18 protein-coding genes are annotated in these 26,713 nt (G+C 34.2%); 15 read left to right on the top strand and 3 right to left on the bottom strand.

Annotated elements, in window-relative coordinates; translation table 11 throughout:
• Window positions 1-10: 10 nt before the first annotated feature.
• Window positions 11-1,003: a cation diffusion facilitator family transporter gene (locus EG242_RS10435; protein WP_124899826.1), complete on the top strand. Its 993-nt coding sequence runs from the start codon at window positions 11-13 to the stop codon at window positions 1,001-1,003.
• Between the two features lie 155 nt (window positions 1,004-1,158).
• Here the strand turns inward: EG242_RS10435 and EG242_RS10430 are convergent, their stop codons facing one another.
• The gene (locus EG242_RS10430) at window positions 1,159-1,920 is read right to left on the bottom strand and encodes an ABC transporter ATP-binding protein (protein WP_124899825.1); all 762 of its coding nucleotides are present in this window, start codon (window positions 1,918-1,920) and stop codon (window positions 1,159-1,161) included.
• A gap of 2 nt (window positions 1,921-1,922) precedes the next feature.
• A complete protein-coding gene (locus tag EG242_RS10425) occupies window positions 1,923-3,134 on the bottom strand; it encodes an MFS transporter (protein ID WP_124899824.1) in 1,212 nt (403 codons plus the stop codon).
• 111 nt (window positions 3,135-3,245) lie between these two features.
• Between EG242_RS10425 and EG242_RS10420 the strand changes: the two genes are divergently transcribed.
• From EG242_RS10420 to EG242_RS10410, 3 genes are read left to right on the top strand one after another with little or no spacing between them, the layout of a single operon-like run.
• Entirely contained in the window at window positions 3,246-4,094 is an 849-nt protein-coding gene (locus EG242_RS10420) for a transketolase (protein ID WP_124899823.1), read from the top strand.
• A gap of 13 nt (window positions 4,095-4,107) precedes the next feature.
• Entirely contained in the window at window positions 4,108-5,595 is a 1,488-nt protein-coding gene (locus tag EG242_RS10415; RefSeq protein WP_124899822.1) for a hypothetical protein, read from the top strand.
• On the top strand, window positions 5,595-6,548 hold the full coding sequence (locus tag EG242_RS10410; RefSeq protein ID WP_124899821.1) for a transketolase family protein: 954 nt from the start codon (window positions 5,595-5,597) through the stop codon (window positions 6,546-6,548). The genes EG242_RS10415 and EG242_RS10410 overlap by 1 nt, the downstream gene beginning before the upstream one ends.
• A gap of 151 nt (window positions 6,549-6,699) precedes the next feature.
• Here EG242_RS10410 and EG242_RS10405 read toward each other — a convergent pair whose 3' ends face one another.
• The gene (locus EG242_RS10405; protein ID WP_124899820.1) at window positions 6,700-7,545 is read right to left on the bottom strand and encodes a hypothetical protein; all 846 of its coding nucleotides are present in this window, start codon (window positions 7,543-7,545) and stop codon (window positions 6,700-6,702) included.
• 106 nt (window positions 7,546-7,651) lie between these two features.
• Here EG242_RS10405 and EG242_RS10400 point away from each other — a divergent pair, with 106 nt between their 5' ends.
• The 11 genes from EG242_RS10400 (at window position 7,652) to EG242_RS15060 (ending at window position 26,661) form a co-directional block, all read left to right on the top strand.
• Window positions 7,652-8,644, top strand: coding sequence for a T9SS type A sorting domain-containing protein (locus EG242_RS10400; protein ID WP_124899819.1), 993 nt, complete (start codon window positions 7,652-7,654; stop codon window positions 8,642-8,644).
• 127 nt (window positions 8,645-8,771) lie between these two features.
• Window positions 8,772-9,758 (top strand): T9SS type A sorting domain-containing protein, encoded by a 987-nt coding sequence (locus EG242_RS10395; protein WP_124899818.1) that lies wholly within the window; start codon window positions 8,772-8,774, stop codon window positions 9,756-9,758.
• Window positions 9,759-9,942: 184 nt separating this feature from the next.
• Entirely contained in the window at window positions 9,943-12,951 is a 3,009-nt protein-coding gene (locus EG242_RS10390) for a tetratricopeptide repeat protein (protein ID WP_124899817.1), read from the top strand.
• 6 nt (window positions 12,952-12,957) lie between these two features.
• Complete coding sequence (locus tag EG242_RS10385) at window positions 12,958-14,703, top strand: TonB-dependent receptor (protein ID WP_124899816.1); 1,746 nt, start codon at window positions 12,958-12,960, stop codon at window positions 14,701-14,703.
• 57 nt (window positions 14,704-14,760) lie between these two features.
• The gene (locus tag EG242_RS10380) at window positions 14,761-15,207 is read left to right on the top strand and encodes a hypothetical protein (protein WP_124899815.1); all 447 of its coding nucleotides are present in this window, start codon (window positions 14,761-14,763) and stop codon (window positions 15,205-15,207) included.
• A 295-nt stretch (window positions 15,208-15,502) separates the two neighbouring features.
• Entirely contained in the window at window positions 15,503-17,443 is a 1,941-nt protein-coding gene (gene gyrB / locus EG242_RS10375; protein WP_124899814.1) for a DNA topoisomerase (ATP-hydrolyzing) subunit B, read from the top strand.
• A 203-nt stretch (window positions 17,444-17,646) separates the two neighbouring features.
• The gene (secDF, locus tag EG242_RS10370; protein ID WP_124899813.1) at window positions 17,647-20,625 is read left to right on the top strand and encodes a protein translocase subunit SecDF; all 2,979 of its coding nucleotides are present in this window, start codon (window positions 17,647-17,649) and stop codon (window positions 20,623-20,625) included.
• Between the two features lie 180 nt (window positions 20,626-20,805).
• The gene (locus EG242_RS10365; protein ID WP_124899812.1) at window positions 20,806-23,211 is read left to right on the top strand and encodes an alpha-ketoacid dehydrogenase subunit alpha/beta; all 2,406 of its coding nucleotides are present in this window, start codon (window positions 20,806-20,808) and stop codon (window positions 23,209-23,211) included.
• Window positions 23,212-23,351: 140 nt separating this feature from the next.
• Complete coding sequence (locus EG242_RS10360) at window positions 23,352-24,149, top strand: hypothetical protein (protein WP_124899811.1); 798 nt, start codon at window positions 23,352-23,354, stop codon at window positions 24,147-24,149.
• Between the two features lie 71 nt (window positions 24,150-24,220).
• Window positions 24,221-25,486 carry an aminotransferase class I/II-fold pyridoxal phosphate-dependent enzyme gene (locus EG242_RS10355; protein ID WP_124899810.1) on the top strand — a complete coding sequence of 422 codons (1,266 nt, stop codon included), beginning with the start codon at window positions 24,221-24,223 and terminating at the stop codon, window positions 25,484-25,486.
• Window positions 25,487-25,707: 221 nt separating this feature from the next.
• A complete protein-coding gene (locus EG242_RS15060) occupies window positions 25,708-26,661 on the top strand; it encodes an RHS repeat domain-containing protein (protein WP_317124946.1) in 954 nt (317 codons plus the stop codon).
• The last annotated feature ends 52 nt before the right edge of the window (window positions 26,662-26,713 follow it).

The following is a 26,713-nucleotide window of genomic DNA, read 5'->3' as shown; positions in this document are numbered from 1 at the left end:
GCAAATTATAATGAATACACAAGCAAACGAAAACTTTAAATTTCAACGGATTATTGCAATTGTCGGCATTATACTGTTTTTGGTTAAGTTATACGCGTGGTATCAAACAAATTCTGTATCCATTTTAACCGATGCTTTAGAAAGTACCATAAACGTAATTGCCGGACTTATTGGCTTGTATAGTTTGTATTTGTCTTCTTTACCCAGAGATCAAAACCATCCGTACGGTCATGGAAAGGTCGAATTTATATCGGCTTCTCTCGAAGGAGCTTTGATCAGCATCGCCGGAGTGGTGATTATTTACGAAGCTATAAATAAATTACAAAATCCACATACTGTAGAACAGCTCAATTTAGGCTTGATATTGGTCGCTTTTACAGCAGTCATTAATTATATCTTGGGATTTTATGCCATTAAAAAAGGTAAAAAAAACAATTCGTTGGCGTTGATTGCAAGCGGAAAACATTTGCAAACCGATACCTATTCTACCATTGGAATCATCATTGGATTAATCATTTTATATTTTACTAAAATTACTTGGATTGATAGTGTTACCGCTTTAATTTTTGCAGGATTTATCATTTATACCGGATACAAGATTTTGCGCGAATCCATTTCAGGAATTATGGATGAAACCGATGAATTGCTGTTAAAAGAGGTAGTCGGCTTTTTAAATGAAGAACGCAGACCCAATTGGATTGACTTGCATAATTTACGCATTATAAAATACGGAAGTACCTTGCATTTTGATTGTCACATGACCGTGCCCTGGTACTTTAATATAGAAGAAGGACATAAAGAAGTGGAAGCTTTAGAAGCTACCGTGATCAATCATTTTGGCGACCGTATTGAATTGTTTGTGCATTTAGATGCTTGCAAAGAATATTCATGTAAAATATGTACAAAAACAGAATGTCCTGTTCGTCAACATCCGTTTGAGGAAAAAGTCGAGTGGACTATTGAAAATGTTTCACTCAATAAAAAACATAATAGTAATTTGTAGGTTTTTATTGCATTTTGTCATTCCGACAAAGGAGGAATCTCTTTGCTGTAAAGATTCTTCATTCCACTTTGTTCCTTTCAGAATGACAAGCGTACGTTATTATATAAACTGTATATTCTTACAAATATCCGTGCATCTGTGGCAGACAGAAAAAATTAAAGCACTACAAATTGCTTTCGCTCTCGGTCAAAAACGATATCATCAGTATCAAAAAAACGATCAAAAACGCCTTCGTTAATCAGGTTTTTTGTTATGTTATGATAAAATTTCTCATCTTTCAACAACATAATTTCATCGCTTAACTGCAATGCCAAATCTAAATCGTGTGTAGAAAATAAAATACACTTGTTGTTAACCACACACAATTTTTTAAGCAGTTTAAAAAGTTTTACTTTATGATACAAATCTAAATGGGTAGAAGGTTCATCTAAAAATATAAACGGAGTATCTTGCACAACGGCACGCGCAATAAAGGTTCGCTGTAATTGACCGTCGCTTAACTGCGATAATTTTCGATCTTTTAAACTGATGATTTCACAATCTTCCAACGTAGCATTTATCAAATTTTCATCAGCTTCGGTTAATTTATCTAACCAGTTGGTGTAAGGCTGTCTGCCTAATTTAACTAGTTCGTAAACCGTAAGATCTTTATTCACGTTTTCATGCGTAAGCACTACACTTACCAATTTGGCAAATTCGGCAATAGAAAAAGCATCAATATTTTTATCATCAATAAAAACAGCACCCGATTTTTTATCCAACAAACCCGAAATCGTTTTTAACAAGGTAGATTTTCCAATTCCGTTGCTTCCCAATAACGATGTAAGAATTCCGGTTTTAATCTCGAAATTCAAATCCCCAAACAAGATTTTATCTTTATAGCCAATGCTTAAATTTTCGGTTCTAAAAACAGTCATAACTACATTTTTTTCATTACAAAATAAAATCCAACGGTTGCAACTAAAATCATTACGCAGTTAAAAATCCACAGGTTGGTAAAGCCGTAATTTTGAGCGATAAATGTTCCGATTAACGGCGATGTTACAAAGGCTATAGAAAACGATATGCCGTTTAATCCCATGTAAGATCCGCGATTAGTTGGTGATGATCTGTTTACGGCTACGGTTGATGCAAAGGGCATGATTAATATTTCAGAAATCGAAATTAAAAAGATCGAAATGTATAAAATTACAACTAAATGCGATGGAATCAACACTAAAAAAGCGGCTCCACAAAACAAACTTCCAATAATCATATTAGCGGTTAAGGTGAATTTTTTCTCGGCATAATGCACCAGCGCCATTTCTAAAATAAAAACCACGATTCCGTTAAAAGCCATTAATAAACCCACTTCTTTTTCGTTCATCAACGCTACGTTTTTGTAGAATAGGGGTAGCGTGTTTAATATCTGAAAAAAGCAAAAAGCGTAAATGGCAATGAATATGCTAAAGAATATAAATTTACGATCGGCATAAGCAGATTTTGTTTTAATGATCTGCTCTGCCTTATCGGCAATTACTTTTTCGGGCGTATTTCCTTTTCTGTTTTTAAAGTAAATGATAAAAAGGGTTCCTGCAAAAAAAGACATCACTGCATTGGTGTAAAACAAAAAGTTGTACGAAACCGCTGCTAAAAATCCACCAATAGCCGGACCAATAGAATAGCCCAGATTCAATGCCATACGGTTTAACGAAAACGCACGCGTTAAATTTTCGGGTTTGGCGTAATAAGAAACCGATGCACTGTTTGCCGGACGAAATAGTTCCTTAATAAAACTCAGGAAAAAGATCGATAAACAAAGTGTTTCAAAACTTTTAAAGAAGGGCAGTATCAAATAAAACGGAATACTTAAAAACAAACTAAATGACTGTATTTTAAAAGATCCAAATTTATCGGTAAGCCAACCGCCAACAAGCGATCCTAAAATAGATCCAACACCAAAAGTACTTAAAACAATACCGGCATTTTTTAATGAAAACTCTAAAACCGTGGTCATGTAAACGCCTAAAAAAGGCAGTACCATTGATCCACTTTGGTTAATAAACATAACCAACGCAAGCAACCAAGTTGCATGCGATAAACCCTGATAGGCACTGATGTAGTTTTTCCAGTAAGTTTTTAAACTGTTCATTGACAAAAGGTGCGAAACGCTAAAATTTATTGAACAACAAAAGTAGTAAGTTTTTGTGTGCAATCTTTTAAAAAAACTATCTTTGTATTTGTAAATTTTATGTATTTATAAATGAAACCTAACACACAACAATTACAAGACTTGGTAACGCAAGTAAGAAGAGATGTTTTACGTATGGTACATGCAGTAAATTCTGGTCATCCGGGCGGATCTTTAGGCTGTGCAGAATATTTCGTGGCATTGTATCAAGTTATTATGAACAGAAAAGAAGGCTTTGACATGGATGGAAAAGACGAAGATGTTTTCTTTTTATCAAACGGACATATCTCTCCGGTTTTCTACAGCGTTTTGGCTCGTAGCGGTTATTTTCCGGTAAGCGAATTGGCTACTTTTAGAAAAATCGATTCTCGTTTACAAGGTCATCCAACAACACACAGTCATTTACCGGGAATCCGTATGGCATCTGGCTCTTTAGGGCAAGGCTTATCTGTAGGAATTGGTGCAGCACAGGCTAAAAAATTAAATAACGATGCTAATCTGGTTTATGTGCTTTTAGGTGACGGTGAGTTACAAGAAGGGCAAAACTGGGAAGCGTTAATGTATGCATCGGCTAAAAAAGTGGATAACATTATTGCAACTATTGATTTAAACGGAAAACAAATTGATGGAACTACCGATGAGGTATTACACATGGGAAGCCTTAAAGCTAAATTTGAAGCCTTTGGTTGGGATGTGGTAACTATTGAAAAAGGAAACGATGTAGAATCGGTTATTGAAGGAATGAAAGCAGCCAAAGCAAAAACAGGAAATCAAAAACCGGTAATGGTGTTGTTACATACCGAAATGGGCAACGGTGTAGATTTTATGATGAATACACATGCGTGGCACGGTAAAGCGCCTAATAACGAACAGTTAGAAAACGCTTTGTACCAAAATTTAATGACCTTAGGTGATTATTAATACGGAAAAAGCTATGAAAAAGATTGTTTGTTTGGCAGTAAGTTTAACCGCATTTGCAGGTTTTGCACAAAACAATAAATCGGTAGAATTTACCAAAAAATTGAGTTATAAAATTGAATATGACGATACAAATGAATTTGCTGAAGATTATTCAAATATCAATTACGATCATTATTTAGATAAAAGCAATAAACAAAGTTTGTTGTCCTTCTATTATAATGATACAGCTGCGGCAAGTTACGGCGGTAGCGAATCTAATTTTTTTGTTGCAAATAATTGGATGGCTCCTTTAACGGTTAGTGGAATTTCTAAAGTAGTAAATTACACTCCGTATGGTGCTTTTAAAATTTTGAACGAAGGTCAGTCAGTTACAAAATTAGATCGTAAAGGAACAATTGCCGGAACAAACTGTCAGTATTACGCTATTTTAAGGGATATCAACAATAAAGAAAGTTACGATTACTGTTTTTGTATCGATGAAAGCAATAACATCAATAACGCAGAATCTCTTTTTCCAAATTCCAAATTAAAAGGATTGATTTTATCGGTAGAATACAAAAGTGAAAACTCGTATAAACTGGTTTACAAATCAAATCAGACTGCAAGTTTAAAGTTGGATATAGACAGTGATAAACTTTTAGCAGATATTGAAGAATATCAAAAAACGGTACCGGTAGAAATGGAACCTTACACCGATTATACAGTAGATTCGGCAGTAGCAGCAGTTGATACAGCTTACGACGATTACTACGGTATCTATAACGATCCATTATATACCTATGGTTATGATAGTGAATTAATAGATTATAATTTGTACAATTACATTACACCCGTGTACTCATTAGCTACAAGTGCTTTGTATAATACAAAAGAATATGGTGGTGGTGATGGAACTTTAAACCGTGATCAAGTAGTCGCTTTTTTTAAAAAGGAAGCTAAATCGTTGGTGAAAAACTTAAAATCTGCAAAAATGATTACTGCAGATCAAAAGAAAGAATTAGATAAGTTCTTTAAAACACAAAACGAAAAAATAAAGAATTATGTTCCTAATCAACCAGTAGATTATACCGAAACAACTGTCGGAGATTGGACTGCAACCGATTTTGACGCTGCATGGGCAGTTGCTGATACTGTAGCTTACGCAGAAGTATACGATTATTACACAAAATATCAATCTAATTACAACAATATTAATGTCGATGAAATTTCATTGGCTTATGATATTTTACATGATGATTCATTAAAGCAATATGCACCAGACTATTGTGATAATTTAAAAAGTAAAATTCCAAATTTTCAGAATGAAAGTTTAAGTAAGCATGTTTATAATTTAACCGGACAAATTTGCGATTTGTACCTTTATAACAATGGTGGATACGTAGATTATTTTGGAACGATAAACAGCATGCGTAAAAGCTACTTGGAAATAGAAAAATTAAGAAGTTCATTATCACAAAAAGATCAAAAATTACTTTTAGAATTTATAAAGAATTTAGATTAATGAAAAAATACACAAACTTAGGTAGTAAAGATACACGCTCTGGTTTCGGAGCAGGATTAACAGAATTAGGTCAGAAGAATGAAAACGTTGTTGCGTTGTGTGCCGATTTAATTGGATCGTTAAAGATGGACGATTTTAAAAAGAATCATCCAGACCGTTTTTTTCAGGTAGGAATTGCCGAAGCCAACATGATTGGTTTGGCTGCCGGAATGACAATTGGCGGTAAAATTCCGTTTACAGGAACGTTTGCCAACTTTTCAACAGGTCGTGTTTATGATCAAATTCGTCAGTCGGTTGCCTATTCAGAAAAAAACGTGAAAATTTGTGCATCGCATGCCGGTTTAACGTTAGGTGAAGACGGAGCAACGCATCAAATTTTAGAAGACATTGGCTTAATGAAAATGTTGCCGGGAATGACCGTGATTAATACTTGCGATTACAACCAAACAAAAGCAGCTACATTAGCCATTGCAGATCATAAAGGTCCGGTTTATTTGCGTTTTGGTCGCCCTGTGGTGCCTAATTTTATTCCGGAAGATCTACCGTTTGAAATTGGTAAAGCAGTGGTTTTATCAGAAGGAACCGATGTTACCATTGTAGCAACAGGTCATTTAGTTTGGGAAGCATTACAAGCTGCCGAAGAATTAGAAAAAGAAGGAATTTCTGCTGAGGTTATCAATGTACACACCATTAAACCGCTAGATGAAGAAACCATTTTAAAATCGGTTGGTAAAACAGGTTGTATCGTAACTGCCGAAGAACATAATTATTTAGGTGGTTTAGGTGAAAGCATTTCAGGTGTTTTAGCTTTAAACAAACCGGCTCCACAAGAATTTGTAGCTGTAAACGATGTTTTCGGTGAATCGGGAACACCAGAAGCTTTAATGGAAAAATATGGTTTAAACGCTAAATCAATTATTCAAAAAGCTAAAAAAGTACAGTCAAGAAAGTAATTCTTGCAGATATTGTCAGTTAGAAAGAAAGCTGTCAGTTCGAGCGAAGTCGAGAACAAATACTAAAACAACCCTGTCAAAGTTTCTAATAAAAAAAGCAACCAAATTTTATGGTTGCTTTTCGTTTTATCTAATTTAAACAATATAGTAATTAATTAAAATTAACATAAACACCCCATTGATCAGTAGTGAATTCAAGTACATGCGTAGTTCCTGTGTTAGGATCTACTACATCAACACTGCTTGGAAGTGGGTCAAATCCATTTGCTGAATAACCATCTTTGTTTGTAAGACACATTTCGTCCCAATCCTCATTGTACATTACAACAACGTCATACATTGGTTTTAAGCTAGGAACTTCTCCTACCAATTTCCATTTACTACTTGCAGGAAAAGTACTTGCTTCATCTGCATCATCATAAAATTTATGTTTAATAACACCGTCTTTAAGTACATTTCCCAGATTATCGAAAATTTTATACTTAAAATAATAGATTTTTCCATAATGATAAAAGCGCCAATTTGGTGTCCAGCTTCCGAAATCGTAAATTATACTTCCCAAAGAATTAGTGTAAGGTGGTGCATTTACAGCCATTGGAGCACCATCATCGAGATTTGTTTCTACAGTACCTGCCATTACATTAAAACTTGTACTTGGTATAGGATTTAACGTATAATCAGTACGTGGAGGAGGTAAAAAATACACATTATTAGCAATTAAAAAAGTTTGCGCATGCATCTCTTCTCCAAAAGGTGTTAATTCAAGTAGCAAAGGTGTATTATTTCTAAAAGTAGTTGTAATATTCTCATTATCTGAACTGCCATATGGTTGAAAAGGAGAATCGTAACCTGTAGATATTGTCATAGGCATCATGGTACCACCAGAATTATTTTCCAAAGATCCGGATTCTACTCTCTCATCAACTTCTTGATAAGCATCTTCACTACACGCAACAAGCGTAAACAAGCCCATTAGGGCAATAATAGATTTTTTCATGTTTATTAGGTTTTAGTAATTATGTACGATAAATATACTAATAAAATTATAAATACATTGATTTTTAATAAATTATTGATATATTTAGCAGATAAAAAAATAAATTATGAAAAAATATATATTTTTAATAGCATCAATCTTTATTGCACAGTTTAACATTGCCCAAGTGCTGTTTACCGAAGATTTTAACAGTTACTCTACAGGGCATTTAAATAACAACTATACCAATAATACCCCTGGGCAAGGCGGGTGGGTAATAAGAAATGATACTAAACCTGGTATTATTGTAACAGCAATGGTTACACCCGAAAACGGCAAAGGCAATATATTAAACATCACAAATAATGGGGCTGTTGCTAATCGATGGCTTGCTATTCAACAAAGTATCGGTGTTATTGATGGGCTATGGAACAACCGCATGGTAGGTAATAATGTATTAAAATTAGAATATGAAGTCTATGGATCTGGTTCATTTCATGCCGATGGTCGTGCAATATATAATAATTCAAGTTTGATTGATTTATATATTAATTCTCCATCATTCAGTATAGAAGCAATTCATATTAATTCAATTAATACCAATAGAATTTTAAAAAATTATACTGCGTCTACTTTTCCAAATAACATCTGGATAAAAATTGAATTGTTTATTGATTATACAAATCAAAAGGCTTATTACTATATACCCACTTTAAATCTTTTTAGAGCAGATAATATTAGCCCCAACAATTACATACCACAAAATATTGATTTTATTGGTTACATAATACAACCAGGTTCAGTTGTTAAATATGATAACATTAAACTTACGGCACTGCCAAGTGTACCGTCGTATATTTTAAGTGCTAACGAAATGGTGTCAGCAAAATTTAATATGTATCCCAACCCCGCAACAAATGTAGTTAACATAACCAACAGCGAAAATATGTTGGTAGAGCAAGTTACGGTTTACGATATAAACGGTAAGCAGGTAACTACCCAAAACTATAACAGCGAACAACAAATACAAATAAACGTAGAAAATTTAGCTAGCGGCACCTACATGTTACATATAAAAACAAATACAGGTTTAGCAATTAAACAGTTGGTTAAGAAGTAAATAGCCTTACCAATTTTATAAACTTTGCTAAGAGATCTTACAGCGAAAGCAACCAAATTTCATGGTTACTTTTGTTGTTAAATATTTTATTATATTTATATAATTGACTACTTAAGACAAACAAATTATGAAAAAAAATATACTTTTAATAACCTGCTTTTTTATTACACAGTTTGGGATTGCTCAGGTATTACTTAACGAAGATTTTAACAGTTACGCATCCGGACATTTAAATACCAATTATACAGGTACTACCGCAGGCCAAGGTAATTGGATTACAGAACGGCATGCCAATGCTAGTGCAACAGCGATGGTTACTCCCGAAACAGGTAAAGGCTACGTGCTTAGTTTTACTACAACGGGTACTTTTTCTAACGAATATGTCAATATTAAGCAAAATACTGGGGTAATAAGTGCATTGTGGAACAACCGTACTGCTGGTAATAATGTGCTAAAATTTGAATACGAAGTTTTTGGTACCGGTTTTTTTATTGCAGAGGGAGGCCTATTATCTGGTATTGGTAATTTTATTAACTTAAGATTTATTTCATCTTCAGATTATAGAATTGAAGCCTATACTCAAAGTTCGGGTATTACCAATGTAATACTAAAGAGTTATACATCAGCTACTTTTCCTAACAATACCTGGCATAAAGTAGAAATCTTCTTTGATTATAATGCAAAAAAAGCATATTATTACATACCCAACTTAAATCTTTTTAGAGCAGATAATATACTTTCTATAAAATTACAAGATAATATATTTTTGTATGTAAGTGGTTTAAAAATAGGTTCCGTTGTTAAATACGATAATATTAAACTTACGGCACTACCAAGTGTACCGTCGTATATTTTAAGTGCTAATGAAATAGTGTCGGCTAAATTTAATATGTACCCAAACCCAGCAACAAATATGGTGAACATAACTAACAGTGAAAATATGTTGGTAGAGCAAGTTACGGTTTACGATAGTACAGGTAAACAGTTAACTACCCAAAGTTTTAATAACCAAACCGAAGTACAGTTAAATGTAGAAGACTTAGCAAGCGGTACGTATATGTTGCATATACAAACAAACGCCGGTTTAGCAGTTAAAAAGTTGGTTAAAAAGTAAATAACCTTACCAAATTTACAAACTTTGTAAATAGTTCATAAATCAAAAGCAACCAAATTTCATGGTTGCTTCTTTTGTTTACAACAAATATAAAATAAGTCGTTTAAACAATTAATAATACATTTTTCCGTTATGGAAATAGGATTTATTTTTAATATATTTGATACTTAAAAAAATAGTTGAAATGCGAAAAGCGAATCATTTTCTATATTTATCGTTTTTGTTGGGCGGTTTCTCTGTACAGGCACAGCAATCATACACTTACACTCAAGAAAATAAAGATTTTTACGACGCCGTAAATCTTTACAACGAACAGCAGTACGCAGTAGCACAGATTTTGTTCGATAAAACCAAAATAAAAAATAATAACGACGAAATTCAGGCAGAAAGTGCTTATTACAGTGCAAACTGTGCTATTAGATTAGGTCAACCTGGTGCCGAGCAAAAGATCAGTCAGTTTATTTACGATTATCCTACAAGCAGTAAACAGGCACAAGCGTATATCGATGTAAGTAATTTCTATTTTTCTCAAGGCGATTACGATCAGGCATTGCGTTATGCCGAGAAAATCAACGAAGATATTTTAAGTCCGGCTGATAAAGACCGTATCAATTTCCAAAAAGGATATGCTTATTTCAATAAAAAAGAAAACAGCAAAGCTAAAAACTATCTTGAAAAAGTAGATTTAGAGGGAACGTACGGCAATCAGGCAAAATATTATTTAGGATACATTTCGTATGCGAATAACGATTATACGCAGGCAAACGAATATTTTGCAAATGTAGAATCGGTGGAAAAATACCAGGAACGCATGGGGTATTACAAAGCCGATATGCAGTTCAAAAGCGGAAATTTTGATAAAGCAGTTGAAGAAGGTTTGGCGCAAATGCCAAAATCTACTGAAGCCGAAAAATCAGAATTATCTAAAATTATTGGTGAAAGTTATTTCAACCTGAAACAATACGATAAAGCGTTGCCGTATTTGTTGGCTTACGAAGGTAAAGGTGGTAAATTAAGCAATGTAGATTTTTATCAGTTGGGATATTCTTATTACCAGCAGAAAGATTACAACAAAGCAGTTTCTGAATTCAATAAAATTATTGGTGGAAACGATGCTGTTGCGCAAAATGCGTATTATCATTTAGGAGAAAGTTATCTGAAATTAAATCAGAAAACACAGGCTTTGAACGCTTTTAAAAATGCTTCTGAAATGACTTTTTCTCCAAAAATTCAAGAAGATGCTTTTGCAAATTATGCCAAATTAAGTTATGATATCGGTAATCCGTACAAAAGTGTTCCCGAAGTTATAACCGATTTTTTGGTGAAATATCCCGAAACGCCTTACAAAGCAGAGTTAAATGATTTGTTGATTGATTCATATATATCAACCAAAAATTATCAGGCAGCTTTAGATGTTTTGGAATCTAACAGAACACCTTTGAACAAAGCAGCGTATCAAAAAGTTACTTTTTACCGTGGGGTAGAATATTTTAACGAAGGTAAATTCAGTTTAGCAAATGGAATGTTCAATAAATCAATTGCCGAACGTCAGGATAACAAATATGTGGCGCGTGCAACGTATTGGCGTGGTGAAAGTGAATATGCGTTGAATCGTTTCAGCGATGCGTACCAAACATTTACAACGTTTAAGCAATTGCCACAAGCTCAAAACACGCCGGAATTTAAAAGTGCCGAATATAATTTAGGTTACGCAGCTTATAAATTGAAAAATTACAGCAACGCAAATACACATTTTAAAAGCTATTTAAGTGTTGTTAAAGACGATGCCAAGAAAACCGATGCAACGCTTCGTTTGGCAGATGGTTATTTTGTTACCAAACAGTATTGGCCGGCTATGGAAATGTATAATTCCATATTAAACAGCAATTCGTCTTACAAAGATTATGCAGCGTTTCAAAAAGCGGTTGCGTATGGTTTTGTAGATAAAAATCCGACGAAAATAGAAGAGTTACAGAAATTTATATCAAACTATAAATCATCAAGTTTGGTAGATGATGCTTACTACGAATTGGGAAGCACGTATGCCAACAGCAATCAAACAAGCAAGGCAATTGAAACATTCAATCAGTTATTGACGAATTATCCGAAATCTAATTTGGCATCAAAAGCCATTTTACGTCAGGGTGTTGTGTACATTAACGCGAACGATGAGGATAAAGCTATCGAACGATTTAAGAAAGTTGTGAACGATTACCCGGGATCACAAGATGCTATTGAAGCTGTTCAAAATGCCCGAATTGCGTATTTAGATTCAGGCAGATCGAATGAATTTGCAGCATGGGTAAAAGGTTTGGATTTTGTTGATATTTCTACAGCCGAATTGGAAAACGATGTGTATACTTCGGCAGAAAATCAAATGGCACAAAATAATAACGATGCCGCTTTAAAAAGTCTGAAAGATTATATTGCAAATTATCCGAATGGTTTACATGCAACCAAAGCACACTTTAATATTGCCGAAATTAATTACGGAAAAGATAAGGTGAGCGATGCTAAAAGCAGTTACGAAAGTGTTATTAAACGCGGAAAATCTGAGTATACCGAGCAAAGTTTGGTTCGTTTGTCTAACATTTATCTAACTGAAAAAGATAAGGCAAATGCAAAACGTGTTTTAACGCAGTTAGAAGCCGATGCAAGTAACGATACCAACAAATTGTTTGCGCAATCTAACTTAATGAAAGCTGCTTACGATGAAGGCGATACCACAACTGCTGCGAAATACGCGACTATTTTAGCTGAAAATTCTAAAGTTGACAAGCGTATTAAAGCCGATGCTACAGCAATCAGCGCACGAGTTGCAATTAAAAACAACGATACCGCAAATGCTCGTAAACTTTACGAACAGTTAAATACGATAGGAACAGGCGAGTTAAAAGCCGAGGCATTATATTACGATGCTTATTTTAAAAATGCCGATAAAAAATACGATGCTTCTAACAAAACAGTAGAAAAATTGGTGAAAGAATACGCCGCTTACAAGTATTACAATGCCAAAGGGTTGGTTTTACTGGCTAAAAACTTTTATCAGTTAAAAGACAGTTACCAGGCAACTTATATTTTAGAAAGTGTAATTAGCAATGCAACCGAGTTTGCAGATGTTGTTACAGAAGCTAAAACAGAGTTGGCAAAAATTAAATCAGAAGAGGCAAAACGTAATTCATCGGTAAAATAATTTCATATGAAAAAGTACTTATTAAGTATCACTATATTAGCGGCATTGTTGGCAAATAAAGCAAATGCCCAAGATGATAAAGACAAGAAAAACACTACGGTAGGAACAGAGGTTGTTAACGTGACATCAGAATATCAGGCAACGTTGAATGATGCTTTTAAGATTAACGATAACCCGTTGATTGAAGATGAAGATATCAATCAGAAAAAAGACGTGAAATATACGATCTTCTCGGTTCCGGTTGCATCAACTTTTTCTCCTGCAAAAGGCGAAGCTGCAAAGGTTGACAATGATTCGTTGACGAATTTCTACAACAATTATGCTTTGTTAGGCTACGGAAATTTTAATACTATTCGTGGCGAATTGGGAATTGTAGAAAATATTGGTTCTAACAATATGTATGTGGGTGGTTTTTTAAAACATATTTCTTCTGGTGGAGGAATTGACGGAGTTGAGTTAGATGATTCGTTCAGTAAATCGAATTTAGATTTTACGTTGGGTCAGCGTAACGAAAACGGTCAGTGGAATACCCAGTTTGGTGCCATGACATCGAAATACAATTGGTACGGAACTCCGTCTGATTTTTATATATCGAATTTTAATTTTAATTTGGTAGATCCTTTACAGAAATACAATAATGTTCACATTGGTGGATCTTACGAAAGTTATATTGGTGCTTTTGAAAAAGCAGATGTATCCTACAAATATTTCTGGGATGAGTTCGACAGTAAAGAAAGTCGATTTATTTTCGCTCCGAAGTTTAATATCGAACTTCCAAATAATACGGTTCATGTTAATTTAGAAGCCGATTATTTAAACACACAATTTGCTAATAATGGTATTGATAATGTGGTAGATAAGTATAATTACTTAAACCTTTCGGTTAATCCAAGTATCAAGTTTTTCGATGCGAATTATTCGGTTGAAGTAGGTGCAGGTTTAACGTATGTGTTAGGAAAAGAAAACAGCGTTGAAGATAATTCACTAGTTGTTTATCCAATGGTTAAGGCGAATTTCAATTTGGTTCCAAATATTGTTCAGGCTTATTTTGGTGCAGTTGGTGGTGTTAAACAAAATTCGTATGCCGATTTAGCTGAAGAAAATCCGTTCGTAGCTCCGTCTTTAACGTTAAAACCAACCAAAACAAATTACGATTTTTACGCAGGTTTAAAAGGAAAATTGTATCATAATTTATCGTACAACGTTCGTGCAAACTATAAAGTTGAAGACGATAAAGCAATGTTTACGATTAATCAGTATGACATCAACCTACAAAATAAACAAGGATATCAATACGGAAATTCGTTCGGTTTAATTTATGACAAAGTAAATACTTTAAGTTTGTTCGGAGAATTGAACTTCGATTTTTCAGACAAAGCTAAAATTGCACTTTCGGGCGAATACAACAATTACAGCGTAGAATATTATAATAATGCTTTCCATTTGCCACAAGGTAAAGTAAATGTAAATGTATTGTATAATTTCACGAAGCAGTGGTTCGCCGATGCTAATTTAGGATACGTTGGTCAGCGTTACGAATTCAGTGGTGTTAATACGTTTCCAAGACCAGATGATATGAAGTTAGGCGATTATTACGATTTAAACTTAACGGTAGGTTTCAGACCAACTGCTCAATGGACGGTTTTCGTAAAAGGAATGAACTTAGCAAACGAAAATTATCTCCGTTTTAACCAATATCAGGTGCAGGGATTACAGGTTTTAGGCGGTGCTATGTATAAATTCGATTTTTAATAAAAAGCATAAATAACAATAACACAAAAAGCTCTGAAAAGGGCTTTTTTATTTTTTATGAACAGAAAAGAATTAAAACAGCTGGTTTTAAATGTATTAAATAATCAGATTGAAGCCATACAAAAACAAATTTCGTCTTTATCAGAAGACGCACAGAACGATGCTAAAAGTTCTGCTGGTGATAAACACGAAACCGGTTTAGCTATGATGCATTTGGAACAAGAAAAATTAAACGCAAAGTTGATCGAGCTTTTAGATATGCAGCAAATTGCTTTAAAACTGTCCGAAAACAAAACAATAGAAAAAGTAGTGTTGGGATCAATAGTCAAAACCAATAAAGCTGTTTTTTATTTAAGCGTTCCAATGCAGCCGGTTAACTACAAAAACACACAGGTTTTTTGCGTATCGGTTCATGCGCCTTTAATTCAGCATTTGCTAAATAAAGAAATAGGGCACCAGGTAACTTTCAACAATATTCCCTATAAAATTCTCGAAATTTATTAACTTTAGTGCTTTTAGAACAATAAAACAGAGTAAAAAAATTTAAGCTAATTGATTTTTAGTCTTTTAAGAAATAAAATAGTTATAAAACAATACACAAGAATCAATTACATTAAAAGTTAAGTTCCATTAAGCAATTTGCCTAATTACAATATTTTGTTTAAATTTTTAAATATAAACCACTTTTTTGCAAATCAAGTGTTGATAACTTCAAGTATAATAAAACCTATTAAACACTAAAAATCAACTAAAAATCCGTATATTTGTTGTTTAGTTTATTATTAGTACACATAAAACTATGAGTGAAGAAATAAAGAAAAATTCGTATTCGGCCGATAGTATTCAGGCATTAGAAGGAATGGAGCACGTGCGTATGCGTCCGTCAATGTACATTGGCGATGTAGGTGTTCGTGGTTTACACCATTTAGTTTACGAAGTTGTAGATAACTCTATCGATGAGGCTTTGGCAGGTCATTGTGATGCCATACAAGTAATTATTAATCAAGATAATTCTATCTCGGTTCAAGATAACGGACGTGGTATTCCTGTAGATATGCACAAAAAAGAAGGCGTATCTGCATTAGAGGTTGTAATGACTAAAATTGGTGCCGGTGGTAAATTCGATAAAGATTCTTATAAGGTCTCTGGTGGATTGCACGGGGTAGGTGTATCGTGTGTGAATGCATTGTCAGATCATTTACGTGCCGAAGTACATGTAAACGGTAAAATATGGGAGCAGGAATACGAGCGTGGAAAACCGCTTTTCCCAGCCCGTCCAATTGGTGAAACAACAAAAAGAGGTACAAAGGTTACTTTTAGACCCGATGCTACTATTTTTACACATACATTAGAATATTCTTACGATACATTAGCTTCTCGTTTGCGTGAATTAGCTTTCTTGAATAAAGGTATTACTATTACCTTGACCGATTTAAGAGAGGTTGATGAAGAAGGAAAAGCTAAAATGGAAACTTTTCATTCAACAGAAGGTTTAAAAGAATATGTTCGCTTTTTAGACGGAAACCGTACGCCAATTATTGGTGATGTAATCTATATGGAAAGTGAAAAAGGAGAGATACCGGTTGAAGTAGCGCTTATTTATAATGATAGTTATTCAGAAAATATCTATTCTTATGTAAATAACATCAACACACATGAAGGTGGAACACATTTGCAAGGATTCCGTATGGGGTTAACCCGTACATTGAAAAAATATGCAGACGCATCTGGATTACTTGAAAAATTAAAGTTCGAAATATCGGGTGACGATTTCCGTGAAGGTTTAACAGCAATTATTTCTGTTAAAGTAATGGAACCTCAGTTCGAAGGGCAAACCAAAGCGAAGTTAGGAAACCGTGAAGTAGTTTCTCCTGTATCACAAGGTGTTGCAGATATGTTAGAAGCTTATTTAGAGGAGAATCCTCAAGACGCTAAAATTATTGTTCAAAAAGTTATTTTAGCAGCACAGGCACGCCATGCAGCTAAAAAAGCACGTGAAATGGTTCAGCGTAAAACGGTTATGAGTGGTGGTGGTTTACCAGGTAAACTTTCAGATTGCTCAGAGCAGGATCCAGAGAAATGCGAAATTTTCTTTGTCGAGGGAGATTCGGCGGGCGGAACAGCAAAACAAGGACGCGATCGTAACTTTCAAGCAATTATGCCATTACGTGGTAAAATCTTGAATGTTGAAAAAGCTATGGGACATAAAGTGTTTGAAAACGAAGAAATTCGTAATATTTACACTGCTTTAGGTGTTACCATTGGAACCGAAGAAGACAGCAAAGCCTTAAACTTATCTAAATTACGTTACCATAAAGTTGTAATTATGTGTGATGCCGATGTAGATGGTAGTCATATTGCAACCTTAATTCTTACATTTTTGTTTAGATACATGCGTGAATTAATTGAAAAAGGATGTGTTTATATTGCTACGCCACCATTATATATGGTTAAAAAAGGTACTAAAAAGCAATATGCATGGAACGATGAAGAACGTATTGCTTTAATGGAGCAAATGGGACAAGGCTCATCGGTTCAACGATATAAAGGTTTAGGAGAAATGAATGCAGAGCAGTTGTGGGAAACTACTATGAATCCTGAATTTAGAACTTTGCGCCAAATTACATTAGATAATTTAGTAGAAGCAGACCGTGTGTTTTCAATGCTTATGGGTGACGAAGTACCACCACGAAGAGAATTTATTGAAAAAAATGCTGTTTACGCAAAAATCGATGCTTAAAACACTCAAAACCGACAAATTTGTCGGTTTTTTTATTGGCAAACATTGTTAATAACCCCGTTAGAAAGTGTTTAAATAAACCACTTTTTTTATTGTTAAATCTTTTGTGAAGTTATATATTTGTCCGTTTTATATACTTTTTTGGTTTATTAAGTTAAAAAAGAATCAAACAAAATCATTTAAAAACTATTAATTTTTTAAAAATGCAGAATAAGGGACTCGTTAAGTTTATTGCGATTGTTTTTGCGTTGGTAAGTATTTACCAATTGTCCTTTACGTTTGTTACGAATCATTACGAGAGTAAAGCAAAGGAATTTGCGAATGGTGATTTAGCCAAAGAAGCTCGTTATTTAGATTCAATTTCAAACGAAAAGGTTTATTTAGGTCAAACTTTTGCTGAAGTGCGTTCAAAGCAAATTCAAAAAGGTTTGGATTTAGAAGGTGGTGTCAATGTGATGCTTCAAATTTCTGTAAAAGACATTTTAAAAGGATTGTCTAACAATTCCAAAAATGCAGTTTTCAATCAGGCTTTATCAAAAGCAGAAAAAAATCGTGATGGAAATCAAACATTTTTAGAATCGTTCTATGAATCTTTTGAAAAAATTTCGGCAGGAAATGTGAAGTTGGCTTCATCAGAGATTTTTGCTAACAGAAACTTGCAAGAGATCAACACTTCAATGAGTGATGCTCAGGTTAAAAACATCCTAAACAAAAAAGTAAAAGAATCAATAGAAAGTGCTTACAAAGTTATTGGTGAGCGTATTGATCAATTTGGTGTTGTTTCGCCTACTATTCAAATGGTTGGAGAATCAGGTAGAATTCTAGTTGAATTACCTGGTGCAAAAGATATCGATCGTATTAAAAACCTTTTACAATCTACAGCACAATTAGAGTTTTGGGAAACCTATAAAGGCGAAGAAGTTGGTCAGTTTTTAATGGCTGCTAACAACGTTTTAAAAGATAAGGTTAAACAACCAACTACAACAGATACGGTGGCAAATACAGCGCCTAAAAACGATGTAGATAAATTGTTAACGGGTGTTTCTAAAGATACGGCTGCTGCAGCTACAGAAGATTTAGGACCAATTGTATCTTTAATACAAGCGCCTGGTTATCAAGGATCGCCAATTATTGCTTTTTTTGCTACTAAAGATACGGCACAAGTTAATACATACTTAAAAGATCCGCAGGTAAGAGGTTTGTTAAGTGGTGAATTACGTCATGTGAAATTTGCATGGGGTAAAGCAAAAAAGAATTCAAATATTGTTGAGTTATATGCCTTAAAAGGTAACTCTCAAAATATTGCACCTTTATCTGGATCTGTTGTTACAGAAGCTCGTGACGATTATGACCAAGTTTCAGGTAAACCAGTTGTATCAATGCAAATGAATGCAAGTGGTGCAAAATCATGGGAAGATTTAACAGGTAAAGCATATTCACAACAGTCTAACATTGCTATTGTTTTAGATAATGTTGTATACTCAGCACCTGGTGTTACTACGGGAGCAATTTCAGGAGGTAGATCTAGTATTTCAGGAGATTTTGATGTTCAAGAAACAAAAGATTTAGCTAATATTTTAAAGGCTGGAAAATTACCAGCTTCTGCTGCAATTGTTTCATCTGAGATTGTTGGACCATCGTTAGGGCAAGCTGCTATCGATGCTGGTATCACTTCATCTTTAGTTGGAATGTTTATTATTGCTGCGTGGATGGTATTCTTCTACGGAAAAGCAGGTTGGTTTGCAAATATTGCATTAGCAGTTAACTTATTATTCTTATTTGCCGTATTTACAGCATTTGGTTTTGTATTAACCTTGCCAGGTATTGCAGGTATCGTGTTAACAATTGGTACGGCTGTAGATACAAACATTCTTATTTATGAAAGGGTAAAAGAATCGCTCCGAGAAGGTCATTCCGCTAAAGAAGCTATAAAGCATTCGTTCTCTTGGAGTGGAGCAATGTCTGCAATTGTAGATGCTAACGTTACAACAGCTTTAACAGGTATTGTATTAGTTATTTTTGGTTCAGGACCTATTAGAGGGTTTGCTGTTACCTTATTAATTGGTATTGTAACTTCATTATTTACTGCAATTGTTATTACCAGAATTTTGGTTGATTCAGCTGCAGCTAAAGATGCTAAATTAGCGTTTAGTACAAAAATTACGCGCAATTGGTTTACTAATATGAATTTCGATTTTATTGGTAAAAAGAAAATTGCATATATATTTACATCAATAACAATGCTTGCTTGTGTGGCTACGTTGTTTTTTAACGGCTTAAACTACGGAACCGATTTTACCGGTGGTAGAACGTTCCAAGTACAATTTGATAATGAAGTTGATGCTTCTTCGGTTTCTAACACATTGTCAAAAGAGTTTGATAGCAATGTAGAAGCTAAAATTTTTGGTAAAAACGATAAGTTAAAAATTACTACAAAATACCGTGTTGAAGAAGAAGGCATTAAAGTTGATCAAGAAGTAAATCAAGTATTGTACAACAATTTAAAACCTTACTTTAAAACACCATTAACATACGAAGAATTTGTTACTCCTGGTAAAGGTGGTTTTGGAATTGTGCAAGCATCGAAAGTTGGACCAACAGTTGCAAAAGACGTAAAAACCGATGCTTATTGGGCAGTAGGTGGTGCATTGTTAATAGTGTTTGTGTACTTAGCAATATCATTCCGTAGATGGCAGTATTCGTTAGGTGCGGTTGCAGCAGTTACACACGATGCGTTGTTTGTTTTAGGAGTTTATTCGTTCTTCTACAAATTTGCACCGTTTAATATGGAGGTAGATCAGTCATTGGTAGCAGCATTGCTTACCGTAATTGGTTACTCTTTAAATGATACCGTAATTGTATTTGACCGTGTTCGTGAGTACATTAAAGGTGATACAGAAGGATCTTTTGAAGAAGTAGTAAATAAATCTATCAACACTACGTTATCACGAACATTTAATACATCTGCAACAGTAATTGTGGTATTATTAATCATGTTTATTTTTGGTGGTGAATCAATCCGTGGATTTGTATTTGCAATGTTATTAGGTATTGGTGTAGGTACGTACTCATCTTTATTTATATCAACACCAATTTTAGTTGATACTATCAAAGGGTCGGCAGAGCGTGAACGTGCTGCTGCTTTAAAGAATAAAGAAGGAAATATAGAAGAAGCAGAGTAACAACTGATTTTTCTAACTTATAATGACAAAAGTCGCTTTTCGGAGCGACTTTTGTTTTTATCAATACAATAATAAAAAACGATTTTAAGAACGATAAATTTTAATAAAATTAGTTTTTTAGCGATTGATTGCGTAATTTCGTAAATTATTACATTTTGTTTCAAACAGTTTCTATATATTATGAATCAGGCAACTACAAAGGAAGCTTTAACTTTTGAAGACTTTAAAAAAGAGGTTTTAAACGATTATACAACAGCACGTATTTCACGTGAATGTAGTTTATTAGGTCGTAAAGAGGTTTTAACCGGAAAGGCAAAGTTTGGTATTTTTGGCGATGGAAAAGAAGTTCCACAGCTGGCAATGGCAAAGGCTTTTAAAAACGGAGATTTCCGCTCGGGTTACTACCGCGATCAAACCTTTATGATGGCTATTGGCGCATTAAATATTCAGCAGTTTTTTGCAGGTTTATACGGTCATGCCGATATTACACAAGATCCAATGTCTGGTGGTCGTCAAATGGGTGGGCATTTTGCAACCCATAGTTTAGACGAAAACGGTGAGTGGAAAAATCTTACACAACAAAAAAATTCAAGTTCAGATATTTCTCCAACTGCAGGTCAAATGCCTCGTTTATTAGGTTTGGCACAAGCATCAAAAATATATCGTGAATTCCCGAATGCAGATAAAAACAATATGTTTTCTGTTAGTGGAAACGAAGTTGCTTGGGGAACAATTGGTAACGCATCAACTTCTGAAGGATTGTTTTTTGAAACAATTAACGCAGCAGGTGTATTGCAAGTACCAATGGTTATGAGTGTTTGGGACGATATGTACGGAATCTCGGTTCACGCACGTCATCAAACTACAAAAGAAAGTATTTCTGAAATTTTAAAAGGTTTCCAAAAAGAAGAAAATACAAACGGATACGAAGTTTTAACCGTTCTTGGTTGGGATTATCCTGCGTTGGTTGATACGTATGCAAAAGCAGCGCAAATTGCACGCACAAACCACATTCCGGTTTTAATTCACGTAAAAGAATTAACGCAACCGCAAGGTCACTCTACTTCTGGTTCGCACGAGCGTTATAAATCTGCAGACCGCTTACAGTGGGAAGGCGATTTTGACTGTGTTGTTAAAATGCGTTCTTGGATGATTGATAACAATATTGCTACAAGCGAAGAATTAGATACGTTAGATGCCGAATTGAAAAAAGAGGTTTTAGCGGGTAAAAAAGCAGCTTGGGAAGCCTATTTAAATCCTATAAAAGAAGAAAGAACTACGTTAGTTGAAGTTTTAAATTCGGTTGCAGCAGCATCGGCAAACAAAGTGTTTATCGAAAAAATGATTGCCGATTTAAACAGCATCAAAGAACCAATTCGTAAAGACAATTTAACCACTGCACGTAAAATTTTACGTATGGTTATTGGCGAAACAGGTCAGCATGCATTAGCAACTTGGATCCAGAATTATACAAACGAAATTCAGCCGAAATTCAGTTCGCATTTAATGTCACAATCATCAAACAAAGCAGAAAATGTAGAAGAAATTTTACCTGTTTACGATGATAATTCAGAAATGGTAGACGCACGTTTAATTATTCGCGATAATTTTGATAAGATATTTGAAACCTATCCTGAAACATTAATCTTCGGAGAAGATTCTGGAAACATTGGCGATGTAAACCAAGGTTTGGAAGGATTACAGGAAAAATACGGTGAAGCTAGAGTTTCCGATGCGGGAATTCGCGAAGCAACCATTTTAGGTCAGGGTATTGGTATGGCAATGCGCGGTTTGCGTCCAATTGCAGAAATTCAGTATTTAGACTATTTATTGTACGCTTTACAAATTATGAGCGATGATTTGGCAACCGTTCAATACAGAACTGCAGGTAAACAAAAAGCACCGCTTATTGTTCGTACGCGTGGGCACCGATTGGAAGGTATCTGGCATTCAGGTTCACCAATGGGAATGATCATTAATGCCATTCGCGGTATGCACGTTTTGGTTCCAAGAAGTATGACAAAAGCTGCTGGTTTTTATAACACCTTGTTAAAAGGCGATGAACCTGCATTAGTTATTGAATGTTTGAACGGATACCGCTTAAAAGAGAAAATGCCTAATAATATTGGCGAATTTACTACACCAATTGGTGTGGTTGAAACCATAAAGCAAGGTGACGATTTAACAATTGTATCTTACGGATCTACCTTAAGAATTGTAGAACAAGCCGCAAAAGAGTTGATGGAAGTTGGTATTGATGTTGAAATTATCGATGCGCAATCTTTATTACCTTTTGATAGAAACCACGATTGTGTAAAATCGCTTCAAAAAACAAACCGTTTGTTGGTGGTAGATGAAGATGTTCCAGGTGGTGCATCGGCTTATATCTTACAACAAATTGTAGATGTTCAAGAAGGGTACAAATTCTTAGACAGCAAACCTGAAACATTAGCATCAAAACCACACAGACCTTCTTATGGAACCGATGGTGATTATTTCTCTAAACCATCTGTAGAAGATGTTTTCGAAAAAGTTTATGCTATTATGGGTGAAGCTAATCCAAAAAAATATCCAAGTTTATACTAAACAGATAAGAGAAAATAGACGAAAGATTAAAGACTAACTTGTTAATCGTTTATTTTTTTACTTTATCATAAATAGTTTCTATTACATAAAGCACCTTATTTAGGTGCTTTTTTTTATATTTGATAAATTATTAATGTATAATGAAATACAATCCGTTTAAAATTATTATTTGGGTGTTGTTTTTAGTTTTTGTACTACTAAACAGCATACGTTTATTTATTTACGGTTTTGTAATAAGTTTTATAATTGTTATTATAGATCGCGCTTTTTTTGGAACACGTAAAAGATCCGACACGCAGTTTTTAAATCTGTTCTTAACTTTTACATCGATTTTTACACTGTTTTATACTTTTTCGCCTTTTTTTAGATCTGTTGAATTTAAAATATCACATCCACGTTGGGAAAAACTAGAAATTGTATCCGTAGATAAAGAAACATCTAAAAAAGTTTCTACATCTTTCAATTTTTTAGAGAAAGCTTACACATCAATCCGCATTAATTACTTAGATGATAAAGGGGAATTTAAAGTAAAAACGGAGGAAATTAAACACTATGCTATTTTAGGTTTTGAACCTTTGATTCGTAAAGATAGAATAGAAAAGGAATTAGATTATATTCACAATCGCAGTTTAAATAAATTAATAGATAAAAAGGCAATTAACCTTTACCAGCATCCTTCTAAAGAAAAAATGAAAATATTTAAGGGAAATGATGCTTTTGCCTTAAGACATTCGGTAGGCTTTCAAATAGCTTTATTAATAACTTATTTTTTATTTGTAATACTCAACATTTATTGTATATTTAAATTTAAACAATTAGTAACAGCATTAAAATCCAGTAATACAAAAGATCAAAAAACAGCATACATAATTTTAATAATAGTACTTTACAGTTATTTAGTTGTGGGAATAACATTTCTACATTATTTAAAATTTTAAGTGTTATAATATTATAGAACATATTACATAAAAAATTCACTAACTTTGCACGGTTTAAAAAAACAAATAAAATGGTTAAAGATTTATTTGAAAGAATTCACAATAATAAAGGTCCATTAGGTAAATGGGCTTCACAAGCAGAGGGTTACTTTGTGTTTCCTAAATTAGAAGGAAAATTAGGGCCTAGAATGCAATTTCAAGGAAAAGAAGTTTTAAACTGGTCTATTAACGACTATTTAGGTTTAGCTACACATCCCGAAGTAATGAAAGCAGATGCTGATGCAGCAGCAGAATTTGGTGCAGCCTATCCAATGGGTGCACGTATGATGTCTGGACATACAGATTGGCATGAAAAATTACAAGACGAATTGGCTACTTTTGTACAAAAAGAAGCTGCTTATTTATTGAATTTTGGTTACCAAGGAATGGTTTCTACCATTGATGCTTTGGTTACTAAAAACGATGTAATTGTTTACGATGTTGATTCGCATGCATGTATTATTGATGGTGTTCGTTTACACATGGGGAAACGTTTTACTTACAAACATAATGATGTAGAATCTTTAGAAAAGAATTTACAACGTGCTACTAAAATGGCAGAAGAACAAAACGGAGGTATTTTAGTTATTACCGAGGGTGTTTTTGGTATGCGCGGTCAACAAGGTAAATTAAAAGAAATTGTTGCTTTAAAAGAAAAATACAATTTCCGTTTATTAGTTGATGATGCACACGGTTTTGGAACATTAGGAAAAACAGGAGCAGGAGCAGGCGAGGAGCAGGAATGTCAGGATGGTATTGATGTGTACTTTTCTACATTTGCAAAATCAATGGCTTCTATAGGTGCATTTATTGCTGCAGATCAAGATATTATCGATTATTTAAAATATAACTTACGTTCGCAAATGTTTGCTAAATCATTACCGATGATTTTAGTAAAAGGAGCTTTAAAACGTTTGCAATTGTTAAGAGAAAACCCAAGTTTAAAAGATAAATTATGGGAGAACGTAAACCGTTTACAAAATGGTTTAAAAGATCGGGGATTTAATATTGGTGATACAAACACTTGTGTTACTCCGGTTTATTTAGAAGGATCTATTCCAGAAGCTATGATAATGGTGAATGATTTACGTGAAAACTACGGAATCTTTTTATCAATTGTAGTATATCCTGTAATCCCTAAAGGAATCATTTTGTTACGTGTAATTCCTACATCGTCACATACTTTTGAAGATATCGATCAAACACTATCATCTTTTGAAGCTATTCGTGGAAAATTAGTAGATGGAACTTATAAAAAAATCGCTTCAGAAACAACTGTTGACATGGAAGCGCAATAAGCGTTTAAGTACTTACAATACATAAAAAAAACCGTTACTGAATTAAATCTGTAACGGTTTTTGGTAATGTAGATGTGTTGATAGAATTTACAATGCTTCTAAACCGTGACTTTTTAATCCCGATGCGCGGATTTACAATCCGCACTTATACAACACAACAGCCTCTTTATACACGTATTGAGGCTGTTTTACTATAAAACACTTTGTGTGTTGAAAGGTATTTGGAAACAGGAGTTTGGACAACAGAATGTAATGATATCAGCATAGCATGCGGTTGTCGTGAAGAAGAAGGCGGTGGCGGCGAAGAAGAAGAGGAAATACGCAACTGTGTTCAAGACTGCCCAAATCCGCGTGCTACCGAATGTTACGATTATTATCTAGAAAACGGCGTCTGGATGGAAGGCTGCGAAGAAGTAATGACCGATTGTGGCTGCTATGATTTTGGTACAGAACTAGATTGTTACAAACAAGCGTTAAATTATATACGTAAACATTTAACCTTTGAGCCAAACAATGCCTGTGCAGTGCTTGCGTATGTACAAGATAATTTTAAATGTTATACACCTGAAATAGTAAGACCAGAAACACCCATTATTTTTCCACATTTGGATTTACCAAGCCCTATAGAAGGCGGTAACAACGATTTACCGGACAGAGACGATTACGATGAAGACCAGCGCAAACCAATTTGGTGGTATCATACCGACCATTTAGGAAGCAGTACATACTTAACAGACAACTTTGGACGCCCAAGCCATTACTACGAAACACTGCCGTTTGGGGAGATGATGGTAGAACATAACCAAAGTGCTAATAATGGTGTAGGTTACGGCAACAAATATAAATTCAACGGAAAAGAGTTAGATGATGCTACGGGAATGTATTATTACGGCGCACGTTATTATGACCCAAGAATTAGTATATTTGTAAGTGTGGATCCACTCGCGGAGAAGTATCCAGGTTGGACACCATACCATTATGTACATAACAACCCTGTGAATATGGTTGACCCCACAGGAATGGAAGCAGAATGGATACCAGGTACAGACGGAAAAGCGATAGATTATAAACGTAATGAAGATGGTATTGTTGAGTTTAGTAAAAATACACCTGACGATTTAAAAGATGTAATGAGTGAAATGGTCAAATCAGAAAAAGGTGACGAAGTATATTAGCCCCCTATAAAGCTGGAGTGAAATTAAGAAATTAATTATATAACTTTGGTTT

The sequence above is a fragment of the Paenimyroides viscosum genome (genome assembly GCF_003858535.1).
Lineage (GTDB): Bacteria > Bacteroidota > Bacteroidia > Flavobacteriales > Flavobacteriaceae > Flavobacterium > Flavobacterium viscosum.
This window is presented reverse-complemented; position numbering and strand designations above follow the sequence as displayed.

What these genes read in the sequence shown, in the direction of transcription:
- EG242_RS10435 (WP_124899826.1), top strand. Translation starts at nt 11, where the DNA reads ATGAATACACAAGCAAACGAAAACTTTAAATTTCAACGGATTATTGCA.
- EG242_RS10430 (WP_124899825.1), bottom strand. Translation starts at nt 1,920, where the DNA reads ATGACTGTTTTTAGAACCGAAAATTTAAGCATTGGCTATAAAGATAAA.
- EG242_RS10425 (WP_124899824.1), bottom strand. Translation starts at nt 3,134, where the DNA reads ATGAACAGTTTAAAAACTTACTGGAAAAACTACATCAGTGCCTATCAG.
- EG242_RS10420 (WP_124899823.1), top strand. Translation starts at nt 3,246, where the DNA reads ATGAAACCTAACACACAACAATTACAAGACTTGGTAACGCAAGTAAGA.
- EG242_RS10415 (WP_124899822.1), top strand. Translation starts at nt 4,108, where the DNA reads ATGAAAAAGATTGTTTGTTTGGCAGTAAGTTTAACCGCATTTGCAGGT.
- EG242_RS10410 (WP_124899821.1), top strand. Translation starts at nt 5,595, where the DNA reads ATGAAAAAATACACAAACTTAGGTAGTAAAGATACACGCTCTGGTTTC.
- EG242_RS10405 (WP_124899820.1), bottom strand. Translation starts at nt 7,545, where the DNA reads ATGAAAAAATCTATTATTGCCCTAATGGGCTTGTTTACGCTTGTTGCG.
- EG242_RS10400 (WP_124899819.1), top strand. Translation starts at nt 7,652, where the DNA reads ATGAAAAAATATATATTTTTAATAGCATCAATCTTTATTGCACAGTTT.
- EG242_RS10395 (WP_124899818.1), top strand. Translation starts at nt 8,772, where the DNA reads ATGAAAAAAAATATACTTTTAATAACCTGCTTTTTTATTACACAGTTT.
- EG242_RS10390 (WP_124899817.1), top strand. Translation starts at nt 9,943, where the DNA reads ATGCGAAAAGCGAATCATTTTCTATATTTATCGTTTTTGTTGGGCGGT.
- EG242_RS10385 (WP_124899816.1), top strand. Translation starts at nt 12,958, where the DNA reads ATGAAAAAGTACTTATTAAGTATCACTATATTAGCGGCATTGTTGGCA.
- EG242_RS10380 (WP_124899815.1), top strand. Translation starts at nt 14,761, where the DNA reads ATGAACAGAAAAGAATTAAAACAGCTGGTTTTAAATGTATTAAATAAT.
- gyrB (WP_124899814.1), top strand. Translation starts at nt 15,503, where the DNA reads ATGAGTGAAGAAATAAAGAAAAATTCGTATTCGGCCGATAGTATTCAG.
- secDF (WP_124899813.1), top strand. Translation starts at nt 17,647, where the DNA reads ATGCAGAATAAGGGACTCGTTAAGTTTATTGCGATTGTTTTTGCGTTG.
- EG242_RS10365 (WP_124899812.1), top strand. Translation starts at nt 20,806, where the DNA reads ATGAATCAGGCAACTACAAAGGAAGCTTTAACTTTTGAAGACTTTAAA.
- EG242_RS10360 (WP_124899811.1), top strand. Translation starts at nt 23,352, where the DNA reads ATGAAATACAATCCGTTTAAAATTATTATTTGGGTGTTGTTTTTAGTT.
- EG242_RS10355 (WP_124899810.1), top strand. Translation starts at nt 24,221, where the DNA reads ATGGTTAAAGATTTATTTGAAAGAATTCACAATAATAAAGGTCCATTA.